Source organism: Anabaena sp. UHCC 0451 (genome assembly GCF_034931405.1).
GTDB lineage: Bacteria > Cyanobacteriota > Cyanobacteriia > Cyanobacteriales > Nostocaceae > RDYJ01.
Map to the genome: position 1 here is coordinate 169,878 of NZ_JAYGHA010000002.1, position 22,670 is coordinate 192,547.

Genomic DNA, 22,670 nt, shown 5'->3' on the forward strand with positions numbered 1-22,670 from the left:
AGTCATACAGTTTATCCAGTATTCAAACATGATTTTAAACAACAAGATGGCATACTTTTTTGTGATTAATTCTCCATAGCTACTTTGGAAATTTACTAGCTAAAGATATTATGAAATGTTTTGTCTGCTAGTCTCCTTGAGCAGGTAGAAAAACATGATAGCGATTATGCGATCGCAATACATTAGTACAGCTTGGCGTAAATAAACCAACCATTATAAATATTGTAAGAGCTTATGCTGTAGTCGTTTTGACTTTTGACTTCCGCCCTGTGGTACTAGCTAATAGCACCTGCTCAAGCCTTGATGTTGAGAGATGTTGCGACGACAGTTCAAACTTGAATTTATTCACTAAATTGCCTCTAAAATTAGTAAATTAATCAAAACTGTTCTCTAGCAACATTATTACGCAACCAGTTTGTGTTAAAGGGGGTAAGATGAGTCGTCCAATTATTCTTGGTATTGTCGGTGATAGCGCAGCTGGAAAAACTACGCTGACAAAGGGTATTGCCCAGGTACTTGGTCCAGAAAATGTTACCCTTATTTGTACAGATGATTACCATCGTTATGATCGGACACAACGGGCGGAAATTGGCATTACAGCCCTTCATCCTGATTGCAATCATTTAGATATTATGCAGCAACATCTATCGCTGCTACGCACAGGTCAACCAATTCTCAAGCCAGTTTACAGCCACTCAACTGGGACATTTGAAGCTCCAAAGTACATTAAACCCAATAAATTTGTGATTATTGAAGGTTTACTTGGTTATTCTACCCGTGCAGCCCGTGATGCTTATGATGTTAAAGTTTATCTTGCCCCTCCTGAAAAACTCCGCGCTACTTGGAAAGTCAAACGGGATACGCAAAAACGCGGTTATACTCCAGAACAGGTATTAGCAGAATTAGAAAAACGCGAACCAGATTCAGAACAGTTTATCCGTCCCCAGCGTCAATGGTCTGATATTGTTGTTAGTTTCTATCCTCCCAATGAAAACGAGGATGAAAGTAATGGTCATTTAAATGTGCGTTTGGTACTACGGCCAACAGTTCCCCACCCAGATTTTACGGAGATTATCCAAGGTGGTAATGATAATTTGGAATCAGCGGTGCGTCTGGGATTAGACCGAGATATGGGTAAACCTGTGGATGTGCTGGAAGTTGATGGACACGCTACCTTGGAACAGGTGAATAAGATCGAGCATATTATGTGTAATGATATGCCTTATTTAAAAAATGTGTGCGATCGCGAAATTAATCCCGAACTAGGTAAAATAGCTGGTACAACTGGAGAAACTCTACAAAGTTACCCATTGGCACTGACACAGTTAATCATTACCTATCATATGCTCAAAGCTACGCAAATATATCAATAAACCGCTTTTTGATGTCAGGGCTTTTACCTTTTCTAGCCCTGGCAAAAGTCCAAAAATCAATCATTTTGAGTATTACTGACCATCTTGACATTATAGTACAAAGGTACTATGATAAATTCATCGCGTCCGACCTGTAAAAGACCTCTGGAAGATGGATTCAAGGATATTCCTATGATGAAGCATTATATTCTCAATCTTAATCCAACTGCCAAGCATGAATGGGATCGTTCTATTTTACGTGATCCTCTGACCGCAAAACGTCCAGACATAGCTAAATTAATAGCTGAAGCGGTAGGTGCGGATACAGGTAGTTATTTAGTCAGTGTCAATATTCAAGTCACAGTCTTGGAGGAAGCTGCAATACCTCAAAATGAACAACTTTCCCTTCCCTTTCCAGAAGTGAGTATACCTTCGCAAATGCGGGAAGCAGCGTAGATGATTAAAGATCCCCGACTTCTCTCGTATTTAATCTCAATACATAATAGATATACTTAAGAGGTTGTTTTAAAAGTTTATGGCGAATATAATTCGCTACTACACAAGCAAAGTCCACCTGCGTGGACTAACGAAAAATTAGGGGTTTCAAACCTGCGTAGGCAGGTTTTGTCTGTGTAGATGTGATTTATAATCACCCAAGTTAGACTTTTCAAACATCCTCTAAGAAGTCGGGGATCTGATTACCTTTCTAGCAATTCTTGAATTTGTTGATTAATAATATTCACATCAAAACGCTGACTAGCCGTTATTTTAGCATGATTAGCGATTTTTTTAATCTTGTCTTTTTCCTGACAACAAGTATTAATTACCTGCGCTAATTCTTGGGGGTTATTTGGTGTCACTAAAAAACCATTAATACCATCTTCAACTAATTCCATTGCACCTCCAGCTTTAGCAGCAATCACAGGTTTACCGCACAGCATCGCTTCAACAATAACTCTACCAAAAGGTTCAGGTGCAATTGAAGTATGTGCCACTAAATCACAAGCTGACATTAATTGGGGAATATCATCACGAAAACCCAAAAATTTTACTCGGTTTTCTAAACCTAATGCAGTTACCTTTTGGTGTAATTCTTGGACATACTCATCTTCACCAAATAAAGCATCACCAACTAAAATGACAGTGATATTTTCTGGACATTCCGCAAGGGAATTGATTAAAATATGTTGACCTTTCCAGGGAGAAAGACGGCTAAAATGTCCAACTATAAATTTTTCTGCTAAACCCAATTTTTGCCTTAAATTTTTAACAGCAACTTCAGAAATTTGATAATTTTTAGTTTCAAAACCGTTATAGACAACTTCAACAATATCTGATTTTCCTCCTGCTTGGATAAAGGCGGTTTTACTAGCTTGGGAATTAGCAATGACTAAAGATACAAAACGATTAATTAAAGTAATAGCAACTTGTAGATTAGTTTTACTAAAATGTTCTGTAGATAGAATATCATGTAAATGATAAACCAAAGGACGACGAGCGAAGAAACTCGCTACTGCACCGACAACCAAAGCTTTTTGAGTATTAGCGTAAATTAAATCATATTCCCTAGCGCGGTGTATAACTTTATTAATTAAAGGTGTGAGTTTTCCTAAACTAGCTAATGCTGAGAATAGACTACTTTGTTTTCTAACTTTAATAGCTTGAGTTGCTAAAACTTCCACAGGAATATGATTAGTTTCCAGTAATTTCCTAAAATCACCATCTGCAAATAAACCAATCAAAGAAGTATTAGCGTAGGGTTTAGCAATATCTAACAGACATAACTCAGCACCACCGGGTTTACCACTTTGATCCAAAAACAAAACCTTCATAAATATCTTCCTGAATCTGCGTTTATCTGCGTTTAATTTATCAATTCTTTTCAGCTAAAATAACTTGCCTTACTTGTTGAGCGATATTAGTCCAGTCATAATTTTGAACTGTGTAATTACGACATTTTTCTCTAGAAGGTAAAGCAATTTTTCTTAACATGACTTGTTCTAATTTTTCAGCAATGCTTTCAGCAGTGGTAGAATTAGTAATTAAGTCTGGTGTAAATCCTTGTAAAATTTCTGGCATTCCCCCTACAGGAGTACATAAAACTGGAGTACCACAGGCTAAAGATTCAATAATTGCTAATCCAAAACCTTCAAAAGATTGACTAGGCATTACTGTTAAATTAGCAGCTTGGTAAGCAATTGGTAACTGTTCATCCGGTAGAAAACCTAAGAATTTAACGTTGTTTTCTAGTCCTAATTCTCTAACTTGTTGTTGCAGTAAAGTTTGAATATGTCCACGTCCAGCGATAGCTAACCAAATATCTGTAATTTGGGGTTTAATTGTGGCTATTGCTTGCAGTAATTTGTCAATTCCCATGCGATAAACTAAACGACGGGATGTAAATAATATTGGTCGGTCAGTTGGCCAACCTAGTTGTTTTCTCGCTTCGAGACGGGATAAATTATTTTGAAAGTGATTAATATCTACTCCACCGGGGATAATATGGATTTTATGCCAAGGAATTTGATATTTTTGATGTAAGATATTACCGAAAGCTTTGCTGAGAACTATGAAGCGATCGCAACGATTATAAGTGTTCTTTTCTATCAACTGCTGCTTCATCCAAATACTTAGTTTTTTATCTATTACTTCTTCCTGACTTTCAGAAGCCCAAGGACCATGAAAATTGAAAGTAATGGGTACTTCTTTTGGTAAAAGATCCAAAATGGGAAAACTATATAATGCGAAATGTAGATTAATTGCGTCAGGTTGATCTAATCTCGTTTTTTGGAAGTTAGTGCGAATTGACCATAATCTTTCCCAAATACGACTATCTGGAGATGCTAAATTATTTAATTTAATGGGTGCATTTTTTTCATCTGGTAAACCAACTCCACATAATTCTATTCTGTCTTTGTTGATAGCTAATTTATGAGTTAGTTCATAAATATACCTTTCCAATCCTCCAGGTGTTTGAGGAAACCAACCTGTTCCCAAAGTGAGGATAGATGCAGATGCTTTTTCCAAAGTTTTTTTACCTTCCACCTAATTATCTCCTTGACTTCCACACAAGATGAAACTTTTTGTACGCAGTCGTTAATTATTATGAGTGATACTGAGAAGCGCCAATTCTCAACATCATCTTGAATATCTAAGTTTGAACCGATACTTTTGATTAAAAGTGATGATCACAAACATCAATGACCTCAGATGGAAATCCGGTTAAAAAAGCATCAATCAGGTTATTATTTTTAATAACTTGTTTTTATATCTATCATTGTTACTAGGCTAAGGGTGAAAAATTTTACTTGATCAGCAGTCTAAGGAATTTCTACCTATTATAAATCTTACTTTTAATAATTAATCTCCCCTGAAATATGTACCTCTGAATAATTCAGGATTTCATGGATTTTTATATCTATCCACAGACGTATAAATTCAACGATTAGGTATCATAATTAACTCGTTTGCCATTGAATATAAAATAGGTTTTCTGTAAATACAACTACTAACAGAAAAGAAAATATCAAAAATATATTTTTTTGATAAAGTTTTGATGAAACTATCTGAAAAACAACATTTGTTTGTTAGGTTATTGATGTTCAGTGCCAATGATTATGGTGTGCATTGTCTACTCTACGTTTATTGGACATGGTGCAACATATCAACATAGCCAAAGCATAATTTAAGTAGGTGAACAAGAAAATTTAAAGGTATGTGAAGAAAAGTAAAATCGCTCAAAACTCTCTTCCTGTTCCCTTGCCCCAACGACAATTTTTAACGCCCACCTACTTAGCAAGAAATGTTAATTGCCAGTATGCAACCATAGCAATTCCATGAAAAACAGACTCACTTCACAAATTAAAAAAAGCCAAAATCAGCTTCATCAAGTTATTAATAATGTAGTTAAGAGTAGGTATTGGCGACAAAATATAGTTTTCAAAATTTTACTCAGTTTAACTTGTGTCTTAGTTGTCATCTTTGCTGGAATGACAATAGACAAAGCCCCAACACAAACGGCTACAGCCTCTGCATTTAATTATAAAACTTCTTGGCTTGGTAATACTATTGGTAAGGGTAGATTGCGGGTACAAAACAATATAGAGGCAATGTATGTCACAGCAAATGGTCAGATTTATACTAATAGTATCTGGGATGAAGATGGTCTAGAAGCGGGAATATATAAAGATGGTCAAGTAATTGGTATCCTGGAAGACCTTCACGGTTGGTATCGGCTTGGTGGGAAAGCGGTGACAGCCAATAGCAAATATATTTATGTTGCTATGAGTCAAGGATCAATGAGTGGGGAAAAAGAAGGTTATCCTCCAGATGGTAAAACTTGGTATTGTGTGAGACGCTATAATTTAGCGGGAAAACCTGTACCTTTTGCTGGTGGAAATGGCTGGGATCAAAGTATGTTCATTATCAGTGAAAAAGGTGAAGTCACTGGTTTAGCAACTGTAGGTAATAAGTTATTTGTCAGTAATGCAGATGCCAACATTGTGCGGATTTTCAATACAGAAACAATGCAGGAAATGGGCAAATTTGCTGTTACCAATCCTGGAGGTATAGCTGTTGATCCACGGGGAACTTTATGGATTATTCAAAATAAAAAAGGCAGCACATCTGGTAAAATATTCCATTATGATCAAACAGGTAAAAAATTACCTCAACAAATTGTAGATGTTGTTGATCCTACAGCGATCGCCATTTACCAACAAGACAGATTATTAGTGGCAGAAAATGGCATTCGTCAACAGGTACTAATTTACAACATCAAAAACAAACCTGTACAGGTAGGAACATTCGGAACTAAAAACGGTATTTATAGTGGTGTTCCTGGGGAAGTTAACAATTTAAAACTCTATGGTATTACAGGCGTTGGTGCAGATAGCGCCGGGAATTTGTATATCAATAATAATGGTTTTAATAGATCAGGAACAGATTTAAGAAAATTTTCTTCATCTGGGAAACTACAATGGCAATTACTCGGTTTAATATTTGTTGATAATGCCGATACTGATCCTAAAAGTGATGGTGTAAATCTCTTCACCAAACATGAAGAATATCTGATGGATTATAGTAAACCTGCTGGTAAACAGTGGACTTATAAAGCCTACACTTTAAATCCTTTCAAATATCCTCAAGATCCGCGTTTACACACATCCCCGGATGGTCCAATTTTCCGCCGTATTCAGGGAAAACCATTTTTATTTCTCACAGATATGTTTAGCAGTTTTCTGCAAATTTATCGTTTTCAACCAACAACAGATGGTAAAATTGCTATTCCTGCGGGAATGTTTGTAGGAACTAGTGATCAAGGTAAAGCAATAAACGGTAATTGGCCTCCACATCAACCAGCCAAAGGAGAATGGATCTGGCGAGATAAAAATGGTAATGGTGCATTTGATCAAAATGAATATGATAACAGTCAAGATTATCCCTACATAGGTGGTTGGTGGGTAGATACTAAAGGTGATGTTTGGAAAACTTTGCGAACTCAAGATGGTATTCGTCATTATCCTTTACAGGGATTAGATAGCAAAGGAAACCCGATTTATACCTATCGTTCTATGCAAAAGGAAAAGACTCCTAGCATCTTTAGAGATTTGCGAAGAATTGAATATTTTCCCGAAACAGATACTATGTATTTATCCGGTTTCACTGTAGATCATCCTGCTTCTGGTGATGATTGGGGGGTTGTCGGCTCAGAAATTGCCCGGTTTGATAATTGGAGTCAAGGAAATCGCAATCCTAGATGGCGAACTGTAGTTCCTTATGACACCACTGGTAAACGAGAAGTTTCTACCGCAGCCATGAGTGTAGCTGGGGATTATGTGTTTGCAGTGACAGTAAAAACCGCAGAGGTTTATGTTTACAATGCTGCTACTGGCAAACTTGTACACAAATTTGGTCCAGGTCCTGAAGTCGGTGGAAAAAGTGGTTGGGTTGATATCCCCCACGGTATCCGAGCTTTTCGCCGTGCTAATGGTGAATATTTAGTGTTTGTGGAAGAGAATTTATATGGAAAAGTGATTATCTATCGTTTGCCAAGTTAACAGCAGTTTTCTAAGCATTCTGGAAGTTGATTACTAACTTCAGTCGCCTGGTGCAAGATGTGAGCCAATTCAAAATACCTAAAGTCAGTTTAAAACCCGCTTTTTGTATAAGAAATTGATTTTTAAAAACATCAAATCAGTAACGCTAAACATTCAAGCTAACAGTTGAATATAGATATAGGACTCCTATTTGATTTTTGATAGCTTGCGTGGCGTAGCCATACAGAACTCAGTACATACTGAAAGCTTTCTTCCCTGTTCACTGTTCCTCGCCTCAACGAAAAATATGGCTGATGCCTCCGGCACGCTAACGCGAACGCCACGCTACGCGGACATGAATCAAATTGGATCACTATATAAGGAGTAGAAAATAATGCTAAAAAGAAAGTTGCAGAAATTACAAAAACTAATTCCCACAAATTTGTTAAATCAAATTCAATATATCCATGCCAGTTTAGTTTCCAAATGGATTTTACGTTGGGGAAGTCAACCACTAAAATTTAGTGAAACCTCAGCAATGGTTTTTTCTCCCCATCAAGATGATGAAACCTTGGGTTGTGGTGGCATGATTGCTCGGAAACGGGAACAAGGAATCACAGTAGCTGTCACATTTTTAACGGATGGACGTGGTTCGCATGGTACAGATCCAAATATTCAAAATCAAATCATTCAAATTCGTAAACAAGAATCCTTAAAAGCATTAGGTATTTTAGGAGTTGAACCTTCAGAAATTCACTTTTTAGATAAGCTAGATGGTGGTTTACCAGATTTAAACATAGAAGAAAAACAACAAACAATTGATCAGATTGCTCAACTTTTAAAGCATTATCAACCAGGAGAAGTTTATGTTCCTCATCGTAAAGATTGTCATAAAGATCATGAAGCTACATATTACTTAGTTAAAGAGGCGATCGCCCAAAGCGGAATTAAAGTAGAACTACTACAGTATCCTATCTGGGTATTCTGGAGAGCGCCATTATTTATCCTCTTAAAAATCAAGGATATTAGTTCAGCTTATCGGTTATCAATTACATCAGTAAAAGCAAAGAAAAAAAGAGCGATCGCCGCCTATCCTTCCCAAATGCAAAACCTACCTATTGGGTTTATCAAGCGATTCTTACAGTCCGACGAAATTTTCTTTAAAGCTGAATTATAGTTACTGATAAATCATCTATTTTCCTGATACTTTAAGCTGAAATTTATTTACTAAAAAAAGCCGTGGAGAAAAAGAATGCGTATTCTACATATTACAAATCATGTCCAAAAAATTGGTAACGGCATTGTCAATGTGGCAGTAGACTTAGCTTGTTTACAAGCAAAAAAAGGTCTTGATGTTGCTGTTGCTTCAGCCGGGGGAGAATACGAAACATTATTAGCAAATCATGGTATTCACCACTTTCAACTAAATCAATCACGCACACCAGTAAGCATCCTTAAAGCAGCTTGGCGTTATCGAGAAATTATCAAAGAATTTCAACCAGATATTGTTCATGGCCACATGATGACAGGAGTTTTACTAGCCGGAATTCTCAGAAATAATCATGAATATAGTTTAGTTTCCACCGTACATAATGAATTTCAACGTAGTGCGATTTTCATGGGATTAGCAGATCGGGTAATTGCTGTTAGTCATGCAGTCGCTGATTCCATGATCCGTCGTGGTATCCCAGCTAAAAAAATACGGGTAGTTGCTAACGGCACTTTAGGCAGTCCTCGACATAGAAAAATGGAAGATTATCAACCTCTCAAACTACATCATCCAGCCATCACCACAGTAGCAGGAATGTATACCCGCAAAGGTATTGGAGAGTTAATTGAAGCCTTTCGACTTATTGCACAAGATTTTCCCCAAGCTCATCTTTATTTAGTCGGAGATGGACCAGATCGGGCTATATTTGAAACAATGGTTCAAAACTCTGGAAGAATACGCCAACGCATTCATTTTGAAGGTTTCCAACCAGAACCCCAACGGTATATGTTATCAACAGATATTTTTGTTCTCGCCTCACATTGTGAATCATTTGGTTTGGTATTAACAGAAGCACGAGAAGCCGGTTGTGCAATTGTCGCTAGTGATGTAGACGGCATTCCTGAAACTTTAGATCATCGCCAGGCGGGAATTTTAGTACCAGCCAAAGACAGCCAAACTTTAGCTAATGCTTTAGCACAATTACTTAGCGATCGCAAACAATTGCAAAACTGGAAATTCCGCGCTAAACAAAACCTAGAAAGATTTAGTGCCACGCGAGTCAGTGAGGAAACATTGACTATATATCGTGAATTGACCAGGAAATATAACGCTATCAATACTATAAAAAACAGAGAATTTGTAGTAGGTAAATAGGTATTAACTTGGTCTAGCCATAAGCGGTGGGCTAATGGCTAAGTGCTTATAAATGAATCATTTCCTTTTGGCTGAGATACATAGCAATTCCTTTCTCATAGTAAGCTGCTTCATTGATAAAAATAGGATAAACAGTAGACTCTCCCTCATAAAAAATTTCTTTGTTTTCAAAAGTTAGAAAAATTGGATCACCGGGATGCAGAGGTTCATAATCTCTAAATTGAAGTTGGGGGTGAATCATCGCTTGAATTTCCCCATCTTCATTTCTAGGGTAATCAACCACACCAATAAATTGATAAACTGTCAGCGTGTGATTATTTGACTTAATTTTACCTTGGTTAAACTCTTCAAAATAGTCCAACACAGCATAAATAAGCTGCTCTGTTTGTTGAAATAATTCCGCATTTAAAATACCTTGTGCTACAGCACCAACTTCTATAGCAAAACCTAATTCACTTAAAGAACGGAGAAAACCACTGTTTCTAGGCTGCTGATGACTATAGACTTTTACCAAAGGATTAATCGCACTCAAATTAGCCGCCAAACGCAATAATAAGGGGTGCATATTACCCAAAATAATACATAATCCCATGTTGGCAGTAGTCGTATGTAAATCAATAATTGCATCAACAAATTCCTGGTTTTGTGGTTGCAATATCTGTTGAATTTCTTTGGCTCTTAATTCTTCATAAATAGAAGTTTTGTCAGTTGGTAAATTGTTTTCAGTAAAACAGCGATTTAAATCTTTGTCAATGTATCTTCTCCCTGCGGCGATCGCTTGGGGATTACCTAGTAACGACAAAGTTTCAAAGTTTGCTCTTTTGATTAAATCTGGATATTTTTGAAACTTTTTGACTAAATAAACTCCAATTAATTCATTCCCATGACTTCCCCCGACAATTGCCAACCGGTTGATTTGATTCATAATTACCTCAACTATATAAACAAAAAAAATTTAAGATTTCACGTAAGAATTCAGGTAAGGCCATAAGATCCCCGACTTCTTTTATTTATTGTGTCCATAAATGATAAATTGATTTCAGAAGTCGGGGATCTGGACATGAACCATTGTTATAGCTGAATACTTACGATTGCACTGAACCGTATTGTATTATAAGTAATTAACCATAATAATCTTAGTTAAAAACGATAATTTTGTTAAAAAAACATAAAGATGATTATTCCCGACTTCTCTAAGAAATCGGGAATTTTGTATTTTCTGCTTTGTTGACTGCTGAATTTTCATCGAATTAACTACATCTTCATTGCCTGATGCTGATAGTATTTATGTGCAGCCATAGCCATAGCCAAAAAGCCCCACATAATCATACCTGCCACACTTAACATCCCACTATAGATAATTAACTGAGCGCAGGAACTAATACCAATAGCACGAGCCGCACTAACAAAACTATCAAACCGACCTTCAGTATACTGACTCACACTAACAAGCATCAAAATCAACCCACCAATATAAGGTATAGCACCAAACCAACCCAAAGTAAAAAACATATCTAAAATGCCACTGTCAATGACAATAACTTCAATTTGTCCAGTTTTTTCATTCACCTTCCAAATATTGCCTAAACCACTACCAAGACCAGTAGAAAGGGCTAAATTGAGACTTCGATCATAAGTTTTTGATCTATCCTGAAAACTACTATCTTTTTCCAGATTAGAAAAACTTTCTAAACGAGTAGTCACGACTTTAGAGATAGGTTCAATAGTTACCAATGGTACTACACACATAGCCATGACTAAAATGATCATAATTAGGCGCATTTGAATCCGGGCTTTAACCGAACCCAAAATTATAATTATCCCTAATAACCAGCCACCCCAATTAGTACGAACCTGTGAAAGTAAAAATGACAAATACCCAGTTGCTGAGGCGGGAAAAATTAATGGACCTGAACTGGTAAACAATAACAACAAACCAGCTTGCATAACCGAACCAAATGGACCAGATGAATGCAGCGTACTCCAAACCCTCATACCAAAAGGTACAGGATCTCCTGCACTACTAAACATTTTTGATTCTATTAACCAATATCTATCCCACTCAGGAGCTACTACAAATTGATAGATACCATAGGCTCCCAATAGGAAAACACACCATAAAAAAACCCGCTGAATGTGCTGACGATAACTAGGATAATCTCGCCAATTCATAAATAGGTGAAAAGCAAATATAATAGGACTCAACCAATCTAAAAATCCGCGAATCACAGAAACAGGTGGATTATAAATTAAACCGATTAAAAACCCATAGAAAACCCCAATAGAACCTAAAACAAAAGGTAAGCCACCTTGCCGAATAGCACGGGGTAAATGTTTGATAAAAGTAGCAATAGTGACAAATACCACTAAATAAGGCGCAACCAGCATTTGACGAGTGGGGTCCCAACCAATGCGATAGTCAACTAACCGAGTCAGTAAGGGTGTGAGAAACCAAATCCACCAAGTGAAGCCGATGTAAAGAATGGGATGACGCAAGTATAAAAATATCGCTACCAGTAAAGATGTAGCGGGAAAAACTAAGCGTAACAAGCCAGCAGCACCGCCAAAATAGCAAGCTGCTATGAGCAAGATATAGCCCAAAATGACTATCCAACTCTGTGCTGCTCTTTTTTCAGGAGAATAGTTTGATTGTAAAAAACTATTGAAAAGTATTTGTTGAGAAATCACTTTTTTGGTAATTGGTAATTGAATGCAAAAACTAGAAATTATGCTGAATTATGAATTGTGCATTGTGAATTGATTTGTTTGCCATCCTTGCCAACGTCCCCGTAAAGATGCTTGCAATTTTTTGTTCATAATTGTGCCTTGACTGGGTAAAAATCTCAACCATTGCACTACTCCTAAACTTTCCCTTGTACCTATAAAGATTGCCCACAATAAAAACACAATTCGGCGCAATGGAGGTAAATGTTCTAATAAAACTAGAGTTTCATTATGAACTAAGTTAGTAAAGGCAATTTCATTAAACTTTTGGCGCTGATCTTCATCAAAACGTTGGGCTGGATAGTGGTCTACGGCAACACTAGGATCATAAATAATTTTCCAACCTGCTCGCTTGAGAGTCAAGGTAAATGCCATTTCAAAATGTACCTGTGCGCCAGTACCTCGCATCCTTTCATCAAATCGTAAATTCCCCATTGCTTGGGTGCGAAAACTCATGTTTACACCCTTGAGAACATCAACTTCGCGAGGTTTTCCTACTCCCAAGTGATGGTTGCCAATTACTCGCCCAAACCACTGTAAACGTCCCACAATTGAGCATGAGCCGTCTTCTATCTTTTCCCCTTGGTGTATCCAGTCACGTCCACCCACACCACCTATGCAACCATCGCTTTGAAAGTGTGCAGTAATTTTTTCTAGCCAGTCAGGATGGGGGGCGGCATCATCATCAGTAATGGAAAGAATGTCTCCCTCTACTACTGCTAATCCGGCGTTGAGAGCCGCTACTACTCCCGGTTGTGTGACTGTGACAATTTGCAATGGTAGGTTGTGGGGGTGAAATTCCCTCAAGAATTGCCAAGTTTCTGTATCTATATCCCGGACTACCACAATTAACTGGTCAACTGCTTTAGTTTGGGCTTGCAGTGCGGTAAGGCAGCGTGATAGGTCTTGAGGACGGCGATAGGTGGGGATGAGAACTGTGTTCCTCATTTTTAATTAACTCTGCAAATAAATCTAAATAAGTTTGTGCCATGATTGTCCAGCTATGTTGTTCAGCAATTCTGCGAGCCGCTGCACCCATTTGCTGGCGTAGTAAATCATTTTTTAAAGACAACAATGCAGATGCTAAAGAATCTACATTGTCTGTATCAGGTAAAGTAATTCCCGCTGCTGATGTGACTAATTCAGCACCTCCTGTAGCAGTAGCAGTAATGACAGGTAAGCCGGAAGCCATCGCTTCTAACAAAACAAGGCTGCAAGCTTCATAACGGGAAGGAAAAACAAACAAATCTACAGCCCGCATAATCTCGGCTATATCCCGTCGATATCCCAGAAAATGCACTCGTTTACTTATGCCCAAACTATTTGCTAATTCTGGAAAGGGACTACCTTCTGTTGTTCCTACTACTGCTAATTGTAAATTGGGAACTTTTACTAAAGCTTGTAGGACTGTATCTAAATTTTTTCTAGTTGTGCGGATGTCTCCAGCAAACAGGGCTAAAGTTACATTTTCTGGTAAACCTAATTTTTGCCGAGAAGTTGCACCTGGACAAAATTCTTGTAAGTCAACTCCATTAACAATAACGCGAATTTTGTCACTGGCTACACCAATATTAACTAATTCATCTGCTACTTTTGTAGATACAGCAACAACAACTTTAGCTTGTTGGAAAGCTTGTTTTTCTCCATAGGCATTGAGCGCAGTATATAACCACTGATATAAACCATATAAATCTCGATGTTGACGAGAAATATGTACGGGTGATCGCCACCAAGAACTATGGACAAAATGCACAGCATTTACATCACTAGCACCTTTAGTAATCGCACCATTGACTTTAATTAAATCAAATTCCCTCCGGTGTTGACGCAACCAATCACCGCTTTTTTTAGCAAATATGAAATTGCGAATAAATTCACTCGGATACCTATTAACGGGAATATTAATCCAATTTACCAGGCTATTTTCTTCTAGTTCTGGGGCTATTTCACTAGCTAATAATGTCAATTGATGACCATGACGAATTGCTTCTAGAGCAACTTCATAGTTGACTCGTCCTTGACCATCACCTTTTCTAATTTTATGGGTAACAATGCAAATTTTCACTCACCACCTCCCGCAATTTAGCAATTAATAACATATAAAAATTAATCCACTAATCCACTGTTTAGGTAACACCCAGTATTTTATTAGTTAATACCTGGGGTGTAAAACTGAGAGTGAGTGCTGTTAAAGTCCGCAGATTAAATTTTTGTTCCTGTAACGCTTGCCAAAAATAAGAACGTGCTGCTCTGGTTTGTCGATCTAACATCAAGCCAATTCCTAAAGTTGTATGTGACTCTAACCATAGCTTTCTAAAGTGTGAATGAAACTGTTGTAAACGCATATCTTCCATAAAGACTTTGTAACAAAAAATTTCACTTTTAGCTTTGCGAATTTTCGCTTGTATATTGCTTCTTCCACTGAGCATAGTATCAGTTTGATCATGCTCACGATAATAGGTCAATTTTTCTGGACAATAGTAAACACTATAGTCTGATATACAACAAAGATAAGTTACATATAAATCCCACATTCCCCCAACTTCTGAAGGAATACTATCCCAATCAATTAAACCATTGCGAATTACACAAGCTGCTGCTGTAGCTATACTTTTATCAATTAAACCAATTTTTTGGAAATCCTGATAAATTCCTGAAGGCATTTGATCACGCTGATAACTGTGTGAATTTGTTTCCGTAGCAACTTCATTAATTTGACCTTGGGAATCAATGATATATTGGTCACAGAAGGCCAGAATTAAATCAGGATTTGCTTCTAGTGATGGAACAAGTTCGGCTAAAAAATCTTGATGCCACATATCATCATCATGGAGACTAGCCACATATTTTCCTTCTGCCATTTTAAAGGCATTCATCTGATTATTTAGCATTCCTACATTTTCTGGATGTCGCCAGAATTTAATGCGTGAATCAGCAAAAGAGTCCACTAAATCTTGAGGGTTTTCAGAACTGCAATTATCAGAAACGATAATTTCCATGTTTTGATAATTCTGTTGAACTGCACTTTTGATTGCTTGTTTTAAGTATTCTGGGCGATTATAAGTAGGTATGATAACGCTAACCAGAGGTTCTTTTAATTTATTATCCACAGGCATATTCTACACACCATTACTCTTTTCTTGTTTATAGTAGATATGAAGGGTTTTAAACCATATTAATTAACTGTTTAACTAGCAAATTAATATAGATATATAATTTGGTAATCGTATCCAGCAATAATTCCCCGATTGGGGAATTTTTAGGTATTTTATAATCAGGTATATCAGATATACCCTGGGATTTTGCATATTGACGACAAGCTTCCCAATCGTATTTCCAGATATCTTCCATCCAAAAGCGCCGCCATCCATATTTATGGAAATTACGCAACACTTCAAAATCATAATAGTAGTATTTTTGTTTAATAATTGTGTGCATATCAATTCCCAACTCTTCCCAGTTAGCAAACCACTCATCAGGCGCAGTTCCTACTTTACCCAGACTCAAATAATCTGGTTTGGAAGAATAACGAGATCGTCTGCTTATGGCATTACTAACTCCCAAAACATTCTCCAAGACAGTATACATACGTAATTTGGAAGCATGGGCATCCAAACGAGTGACGGCATAGTGAAGAACCTTAATATCATGGATATGCAATCTCGTCGCATATTCAGGAATGGGAATTCTGACGCTGTGAATTTTTTGTGGTTGATGTTCTGCACCATCATCAACATAACCAAGAGGTGTAAGAATTCCGGTTCTGAGACATTGATGAGTAGTAACAAATAAATCAGGCTTTTCAAAAAACAATATTGTTCCTGGTTTTGCTTCCAGCATTTTTTGCCAGCTTGCTGTTTTAGTAGCATTAGCCGCTAGTATTTCGTCAGCATCTAAAGCCAATAAAATTTTAGGTTCTTGGACTAAATCTCTGGCTGTCTGAATTAACAATAATTGTCTATCTGCTTCATTAAATTTTTCTGATTTATTTTCTATCAGAATCACCTTGGGATATTTTTTGCAAATAGACTGACTGCCATCAGTAGAATTTTGATCAGCAATAATGATGTAATCTGCAAATTGACTAGTGACTGATAAAAAACGATCTAAAATCCATGCTTCGTTTTTAACAGGAGTGATGACTACAATTTTTGGTACTTGTGTATTCATAGTTAACCTGGTTATCAAGTAATGAAATTATGTTTAGAAGTGTGTAATATTTGGGAATTTTAAGCACTGCTAAGACTACTCAAATATAAAACACCAAACTTAGGTGAGATTTTTGGTAGATACGTTTTCGATACAGGAGGAGAATATTAAATCTACATTCCTACTGCTCCCCAGAATTTCGGGATAAATAAACAGGATTAATGTTCATCATGTTTGACCCATTTCATATTGAATTTTGTGATATTTCCAAAACTGACCCTGGCGTTCAAGTAATTCTTGGTATTTGCCCTGTTCTACTATATGTCCCTGTTCTAGCACCACAACTTTATCTGCTTTAGAAATTGTTGAAAGACGATGGGCAATGACAATTACTGTGCGACCTATGGTAAATTTATCTAACAATTCTTGAATCACCTGCTCTGTAATTGAATCTAAAGCACTTGTTGGTTCATCCAAAATCAAAATTTCTGGATTTCTTACTAAAGCACGAGCAATAGCAATTCGCTGTTGTTGTCCTCCAGATAATTGAATACCATCAGCACCGATAACGGTATCAAAACCTTGAGGTAATTTTTCGATGAATTCTAGAGCATTTGCTAGACGTGCTGCTTCTATAATTTCTGCCTCAGTTGCTGCTGATGCACCATAGGAAATATTGTTGCGAATGGAAGTATTGAAAATAAATGTTTTTTGGCTAACTATTGCCATTTTACGGCGCAGTGAGTTAATTTCAAATTTTCGCAAATTCACACCATCTATGCAAATTTTTCCGTCTCTTGCTTCATAGAATCTAGCAATTAAATCAGCCAATGTTGTTTTACCACCTCCAGATGCACCAACCAAGGCAACCATTGTCCCTTTTTCAATTGTCAATGTAATATCTTTGAGTACCAAATTATTCGGCTCATAACCAAAATTTACAGCTATTATATCTATGGCTCGTTGTAATCCTTTAAATTGAAGATGACCATTTTGGAAATAATTTTTATCCTCTGTTTTTAATAAGTTCTTGATATTTTCTACCGCTCCGGCTTGGCTACTTAAAAAAGCGATTGACCCATTCAAATCCTGAGTAATTGGCACAAGCCGAAACAGCACAAAAAAGAAAGTCAATAAGGAGGAAAGCTGCATTAAGCCTGTCACCAGTGCCACGCAAATCATCGTGATTAAAATCAGAGTTGATAAACTCTCTGCTAGAGGTCTAACTAGTAGAGAAACCCAATAAACTCTCTTCCAAGCCTTAACTATATTGCCACTGGCTTGATAATATCGTTGCTGTTCAAATTCTTGAGTAGAAAAGGCATGAACTGTACGTATACCTTCGATATACTCTAGCGCCCTAGAAGTAAAATGATCATTAGCTTTGGTAATTTTAAAACTACGTTCTCTAATTTGTTTGTTTAATGTTGATAGTCCTACTGCTAAAAGACTAAATAACAAAACAGACACTATTGAAAGTTGCCATGACAAGACAAACAATGAAATTGAATATACTATTATTGTTAATAATCTGGTAGTGAAAAAAGATACTCCTCCAAAAATTTGTCGAATCCTCTCCATTTCATTGGTGAGAGTATTCATCAATTCTCCAGAACTTTTTTTTCCAAAATAACTGAGACTTTGAGCCGCTAATTGTTCAAAGATGCGTTTACGGAGATTATCTACTAAATTTATTTCACTGAACTGGATGCAAATATTTCCTATATAGTTGAATGCTGCACGCATACAGGTGATGGCAACTATTAAAGCAGATACCCGATATAATCGCTCGGTCGCTGAGGCATTAATACCTAAAATTAAAATATCAAACCAGTCAATTCCTGTTTTTACAGGTTCAGCATTTGGAGTAGTTAAGCTTTGTAGAAATACCAACAAGAAACCTAAACCAAACCCTTCACAACTGGCAGCTAAAGCTGAAAAAACTACAGCAGAAATAGCAACAAGTCGAAAGTGTTTAAACTCGCGTAATATTAACTTATTATTTTGCCAAAAACTTGTAGCTTTCAAGATTTTAAAAGTGGAAGTAGAAAATTTGAGATACATAAAAATTTAGGAAGATAATTTTCAGAATTAAGTGCAGGTAATCAACAACAATTAAAAGAATGAAGAATGAAGAATGAAGAATGAAGAATGAAGAATGAAGATTTGCAACGGGGATTTTACCCCGACGCAAAACCCGCTGCTTGTAGAAGCAGGGGACTTTCACCCCCAAAGGTAAGTTAAATATCTTTACATGGGATTATGTACATAATTCCTGTGTTTAAATATAAAAACAGGAAATAATCATAGACTAGGATAAAAAATAGCTAATTATCCTAGTTGATGTTTCCGAAACTTTATGACAATGTTACAGATTTAAATTCAGTCTTTAACGCCATAGATTCATCAGTTTTTATTTTTTGTGGCTGTTCATCTAACTCTTCTTTTGTTACCCCCAGACTGAGGTTAACTGCATCTTTTAAAGACCAAGAATTATCTCCAAACAAGCTCATTTCACCCCGTAAAATATTCAATAGCCTGGGCAAATTATCCAGACGGTATTTACGCATCCATAAACCCAAAGAAGTGATCTTATTTTTTCTGGTTGTACAAAACTTGAAGGCTGGAAATAGTTTACCCTTTTCGCTAATATGCCATTCATAAGCAAACAGTGATTGTGGTGATTGAAACTGCATCATGATAATTAATCCCAACATTAAAGGACTAACAAAAAAAAGCAAAATTAATGCCAAAATCCAGTCACTTACTCGTTGTATAGTTCTGAATATTTGATGACTGGGTTTTGGTAATTTGTGCCTAAAAGGTAGACGGAGAAATATTGGTTTATGAGCTTGTTTACAAGCATTTCCCCAAAATTGCAGCGTCGCCTCACCTAGTTGTGGATCTATGGTTACTAAACTAATGGGAGAATGTTTTAAACAGTCTATTAATAATTGTTCGTTCTTGAGTGAAGGTAAATATAGTTGTTGCAAATTTTTAGGAGCTTTCACTAACAACTGATTTCTGCGCCATTGAAGTGTGCAGTATTGCGAGTGATAATTTTGGGGCTGTTGAACTGTAGTGTTGTGGGCTTCTTGTAAACTGGTAAGAATTGAAGTTGTCATAGGTCTTTGCATTTATACAGTAGCCAATTACTGACCTGAAGATAGAAATTAAGCTTTGTAACATTCTGTAAACGTAAAGATGTACAGAAGGGAACAAGAAACGTTAAGCAAGCAGCAATTAAGATAAATGGAGAGTTGGGAGAGTTGGGAAACTTGGTATTTTTTGGGAAATATGTAGAGGGCGATTCCCTTGAGAAATAATCACTACATTAATTTAGTTGTAGCTACTTGATTCTGCTGTAAAACAACAAAAATACTCCAATTTTAGCCTTTTAACTTTCAGTGTTGTTCTCAATTTCTAGAATACAAGAAAGAGGAGCATTAACTAATAAATAAATCAATTCTTTATTTAGTCTTTAAATAAATAGGTGTTTTTGGAGAAAATTTTAAGTTATGATGAATTATTAGTTTAAATGTTAAACCTAATACATCATTATATTGACTTAAGAACTAATACCAATTCTCTGTGAGCAAGAGATAAGTCCAAAATATTCAATCATTTCTTTTTTTTGTAAATACCTCAAATATCAAGACTTTTTTATTGATTTTTAAAGGGTAATGGGAAAGATAAAAATCATTGATTAACTTGATTTTCTTTACCCATGCCCTTTTTTATTTTCCCTGAGTAAATTCTGAGTTCAAAAACAAAATCTTGCAGCAGAAAACATCTAGTTATTTTTCTACAAATTGTTGTAGCACTAATTCTTGTTGCTTGACATAAGGTACATAAGTGCTATCAGCATTAGATACTCCATTAGCCACAACTCCAATCAGATTTAACTTGCTCAACATTGATGTAGCTTGGGCTAAATGGTTGCGTGTCACCCTACCAATACTTGCGACCATGACCACACTCCGACAAGATGAAGCTGTGAGCATAGCATCTACCATACCGATAACTGAGGGAGCATCTATGAGTACCAAATCATAATTTTCTTCAAATGCTGTCATCAATTCAATCATGCGTGGAGAACTCAAAAGATGAGCCGGATCTATAGGTATTGGACCAGCAGTTAAAATGTCGATATAGGATGAACCTGAGTATTGAACTCCAATTTGATGAGGAAGGTTAACATCACTGGCTAATAGAGTTGATAAACCTTGTTCATTGGGAAGATTTAGCTGTTTGTGTAAGCTAGGATCTCTTAAGTTGGCATCAATTAACAAAACTTTTTTATGTAACCGAGCCGCACTCATTGCTAAACCTAATGTCAAAGCTGACTTACCATCATCTGGTAATGCTGATGTCACCATCAAAGATTTCAAATCAGTCACATTGTGGAGAAGTTCTATATTTTTATAGATCAAATCAAGGGATTCCCAACGTGGTGGAGATTGTAAAACTTGAATTGTCCAAGGAGCAAGAACTTCAGGTTTACCAAAAGGTAATTTGATGATTGATTCTTTTGGTTTAGCTGGTGGTAATTTGGGAGTTGTTCCCAACAAAGGTAGAGAAAATTGTTTTTCTAATTCAGCAGTGGTATGTACTGAATCATCCGATGCTTCTCGAATAAAGGCGGCAATACCACCTAACATTAATCCCACTACTGTACCCAATAAGAGATTTTGTTTGAGGTTTGGTCCTAATTTTAGACCTGCTTGCGGTTCTTCTACTACTTCCCAATTAAATCCACCTTTAGAAAGTTCCTGTCGCAATTGCTGTTCTGCTCTTAACAATTGCTCCATTCTTTCCCGACTAAATTTTAATTGGGGCAGGATGCGATTGTAATAAGCCAAGAGAGAGGGAAAGCGTTTTAGTTGCGATCGCAATTCTTTCTCTTTATTTGCTAAAGTTTGATCACGGGCGCTTAAAGAAACTATATTAGTTTGGGTTTCGACTAATTCACCCGTGAGGTTAAGATCAATTTCCCCAAGCTGCCCTTGTTCCAGAAGATTATCGCCAAAACTGAATCCACTGCTAGACTGTCTACCTAAAGTTCTACTAACTTCTTTTTGCAAAAGTCCTTTTTGACTCTGAAGCTGTTCAGTTAATTTCTGTACACTGGGAGTATCATCAGTAAAACGTAAGCGTTCTTCTGCTAAAGCTAGTTCTGTTTTCTGGATTTCGTTGAGTAAGCCTTGATAGCGCGTAGACTGACTTAACCGAGAAGAAACTAAAGCATTTTGAGGAGAACGATTCAATTGTTCTTGCAGGGATTTTTGCTTGGCTACAGCTTCTTCATATTCGGAACGAGTTGTTTGTCTCTCTTTCTGAATATTATTCAATGATTCTTCAATGGCTTTGGCTTGCAATTCGGGATCAATTAAATTCTGATTTCTGCGAAATCTTTGCAGATTAGCTTCCGATGAATTCACCTCATCACTAGCTTTTCGCAACTGATCTCTGATCACTTGCAGACCTTTTTGTAGACGTATATCCTGTTGTTGTTTGTTATATTCTACATAAACTTGGCGAATGGCAGTTAGCACTTTTTGCGTTTTTTCTGGATCGCTATCGCTATAGTCAACTTGAAAAATTTTAGTCGCTATATTATCTTCAGGAGTCTTGATTTGGGTTAATACTAAGGATTTTTTAATTTCCTGAACTGTGATACTTGGATATTCTGACTTGAGTTTATCAACTGCTTTTTGGATTAGTCCAGAACTCCGCATCAAGTTAAGCTGTGTCGCCGTATCTATAACAACATTAGAGTCTGTAAACTGATTTTCTACTGTATCTCCTCCTTCTTGTTTCCCTTGATAATTAGGTTCTACTAACAGTTGCATCGTACTTTGAAAGGTGGGCTGTGTCTTTAAAGTGATGATACCTGCAAGAGCCGTAGAACTTAGCAATACTAAGATAACCCAGGGAAATCTCCTGACCAATACAGCAAACATTTGTCCATAACCTGGGTCTTGATCTGCGATTGGATTTATATGGGGATTTAGACTAGTTTGAACCACTTTTATTATCCTT

General features: G+C 36.7%; 16 protein-coding genes. 5 read left to right on the plus strand and 11 right to left on the minus strand.

The window, feature by feature from the left end; genetic code table 11:
• Window positions 1-434: 434 nt before the first annotated feature.
• A complete protein-coding gene (locus VB694_RS02270) occupies window positions 435-1,373 on the plus strand; it encodes a phosphoribulokinase (protein ID WP_323358685.1) in 939 nt (312 codons plus the stop codon).
• A 171-nt stretch (window positions 1,374-1,544) separates the two neighbouring features.
• Complete coding sequence (locus VB694_RS02275) at window positions 1,545-1,808, plus strand: hypothetical protein (protein ID WP_323358686.1); 264 nt, start codon at window positions 1,545-1,547, stop codon at window positions 1,806-1,808.
• Window positions 1,809-2,050: 242 nt separating this feature from the next.
• Here VB694_RS02275 and VB694_RS02280 read toward each other — a convergent pair whose 3' ends face one another.
• Window positions 2,051-3,184: a glycosyltransferase family 4 protein gene (locus VB694_RS02280; RefSeq protein ID WP_323358687.1), complete on the minus strand. Its 1,134-nt coding sequence runs from the start codon at window positions 3,182-3,184 to the stop codon at window positions 2,051-2,053.
• A 40-nt stretch (window positions 3,185-3,224) separates the two neighbouring features.
• Window positions 3,225-4,397: a glycosyltransferase family 4 protein gene (locus VB694_RS02285; protein WP_323358688.1), complete on the minus strand. Its 1,173-nt coding sequence runs from the start codon at window positions 4,395-4,397 to the stop codon at window positions 3,225-3,227.
• A gap of 791 nt (window positions 4,398-5,188) precedes the next feature.
• Here VB694_RS02285 and VB694_RS02290 point away from each other — a divergent pair.
• The 3 genes from VB694_RS02290 (at window position 5,189) to VB694_RS02300 (ending at window position 9,755) form a co-directional block, all read left to right on the plus strand.
• On the plus strand, window positions 5,189-7,411 hold the full coding sequence (locus tag VB694_RS02290) for a hypothetical protein (RefSeq protein ID WP_323358689.1): 2,223 nt from the start codon (window positions 5,189-5,191) through the stop codon (window positions 7,409-7,411).
• 373 nt (window positions 7,412-7,784) lie between these two features.
• On the plus strand, window positions 7,785-8,567 hold the full coding sequence (locus VB694_RS02295; RefSeq protein ID WP_323358690.1) for a PIG-L family deacetylase: 783 nt from the start codon (window positions 7,785-7,787) through the stop codon (window positions 8,565-8,567).
• Between the two features lie 75 nt (window positions 8,568-8,642).
• On the plus strand, window positions 8,643-9,755 hold the full coding sequence (locus VB694_RS02300) for a glycosyltransferase family 4 protein (RefSeq protein WP_323358691.1): 1,113 nt from the start codon (window positions 8,643-8,645) through the stop codon (window positions 9,753-9,755).
• Between the two features lie 46 nt (window positions 9,756-9,801).
• Here the strand turns inward: VB694_RS02300 and VB694_RS02305 are convergent, their stop codons facing one another.
• From VB694_RS02305 to VB694_RS02345, 9 genes are all read right to left on the minus strand, one after another.
• Window positions 9,802-10,680 carry an aspartoacylase gene (locus tag VB694_RS02305; protein WP_323358692.1) on the minus strand — a complete coding sequence of 293 codons (879 nt, stop codon included), beginning with the start codon at window positions 10,678-10,680 and terminating at the stop codon, window positions 9,802-9,804.
• A gap of 329 nt (window positions 10,681-11,009) precedes the next feature.
• Window positions 11,010-12,443, minus strand: a complete 1,434-nt coding sequence (locus VB694_RS02310; RefSeq protein WP_323358693.1) for an O-antigen ligase family protein — start codon at window positions 12,441-12,443, stop codon at window positions 11,010-11,012.
• Between the two features lie 48 nt (window positions 12,444-12,491).
• Window positions 12,492-13,427 (minus strand): glycosyltransferase family 2 protein, encoded by a 936-nt coding sequence (locus tag VB694_RS02315; protein WP_323358694.1) that lies wholly within the window; start codon window positions 13,425-13,427, stop codon window positions 12,492-12,494.
• Window positions 13,345-14,544, minus strand: coding sequence for a glycosyltransferase family 4 protein (locus VB694_RS02320; RefSeq protein WP_323358695.1), 1,200 nt, complete (start codon window positions 14,542-14,544; stop codon window positions 13,345-13,347). The genes VB694_RS02315 and VB694_RS02320 overlap by 83 nt, the downstream gene beginning before the upstream one ends.
• Window positions 14,545-14,605: 61 nt before the next feature.
• Window positions 14,606-15,595 (minus strand): glycosyltransferase family 2 protein, encoded by a 990-nt coding sequence (locus VB694_RS02325; protein WP_323358696.1) that lies wholly within the window; start codon window positions 15,593-15,595, stop codon window positions 14,606-14,608.
• Between the two features lie 49 nt (window positions 15,596-15,644).
• Window positions 15,645-16,649: a glycosyltransferase family 2 protein gene (locus tag VB694_RS02330; protein WP_323358697.1), complete on the minus strand. Its 1,005-nt coding sequence runs from the start codon at window positions 16,647-16,649 to the stop codon at window positions 15,645-15,647.
• Window positions 16,650-16,856: 207 nt separating this feature from the next.
• Window positions 16,857-18,692 carry a heterocyst formation ABC transporter subunit HepA gene (hepA, locus tag VB694_RS02335; RefSeq protein WP_323358698.1) on the minus strand — a complete coding sequence of 612 codons (1,836 nt, stop codon included), beginning with the start codon at window positions 18,690-18,692 and terminating at the stop codon, window positions 16,857-16,859.
• Between the two features lie 293 nt (window positions 18,693-18,985).
• On the minus strand, window positions 18,986-19,753 hold the full coding sequence (hepC, locus tag VB694_RS02340) for a heterocyst development glycosyltransferase HepC (RefSeq protein WP_323358699.1): 768 nt from the start codon (window positions 19,751-19,753) through the stop codon (window positions 18,986-18,988).
• A 672-nt stretch (window positions 19,754-20,425) separates the two neighbouring features.
• Window positions 20,426-22,657, minus strand: coding sequence for a polysaccharide biosynthesis tyrosine autokinase (locus VB694_RS02345; RefSeq protein WP_323358700.1), 2,232 nt, complete (start codon window positions 22,655-22,657; stop codon window positions 20,426-20,428).
• Between the last annotated feature and the right edge of the window lie 13 nt (window positions 22,658-22,670).

Excerpts from the sequence above, each read along its gene's own strand:
- VB694_RS02270 (WP_323358685.1), top strand. The coding sequence starts at position 435 with ATGAGTCGTCCAATTATTCTTGGTATTGTCGGTGATAGCGCAGCTGGA.
- VB694_RS02275 (WP_323358686.1), top strand. The coding sequence starts at position 1,545 with ATGATGAAGCATTATATTCTCAATCTTAATCCAACTGCCAAGCATGAA.
- VB694_RS02280 (WP_323358687.1), bottom strand. The coding sequence starts at position 3,184 with ATGAAGGTTTTGTTTTTGGATCAAAGTGGTAAACCCGGTGGTGCTGAG.
- VB694_RS02290 (WP_323358689.1), top strand. The coding sequence starts at position 5,189 with ATGAAAAACAGACTCACTTCACAAATTAAAAAAAGCCAAAATCAGCTT.
- VB694_RS02295 (WP_323358690.1), top strand. The coding sequence starts at position 7,785 with ATGCTAAAAAGAAAGTTGCAGAAATTACAAAAACTAATTCCCACAAAT.
- VB694_RS02300 (WP_323358691.1), top strand. The coding sequence starts at position 8,643 with ATGCGTATTCTACATATTACAAATCATGTCCAAAAAATTGGTAACGGC.
- VB694_RS02305 (WP_323358692.1), bottom strand. The coding sequence starts at position 10,680 with ATGAATCAAATCAACCGGTTGGCAATTGTCGGGGGAAGTCATGGGAAT.
- VB694_RS02315 (WP_323358694.1), bottom strand. The coding sequence starts at position 13,427 with ATGAGGAACACAGTTCTCATCCCCACCTATCGCCGTCCTCAAGACCTA.
- VB694_RS02325 (WP_323358696.1), bottom strand. The coding sequence starts at position 15,595 with ATGCCTGTGGATAATAAATTAAAAGAACCTCTGGTTAGCGTTATCATA.
- VB694_RS02330 (WP_323358697.1), bottom strand. The coding sequence starts at position 16,649 with ATGAATACACAAGTACCAAAAATTGTAGTCATCACTCCTGTTAAAAAC.
- hepA (WP_323358698.1), bottom strand. The coding sequence starts at position 18,692 with ATGTATCTCAAATTTTCTACTTCCACTTTTAAAATCTTGAAAGCTACA.
- hepC (WP_323358699.1), bottom strand. The coding sequence starts at position 19,753 with ATGACAACTTCAATTCTTACCAGTTTACAAGAAGCCCACAACACTACA.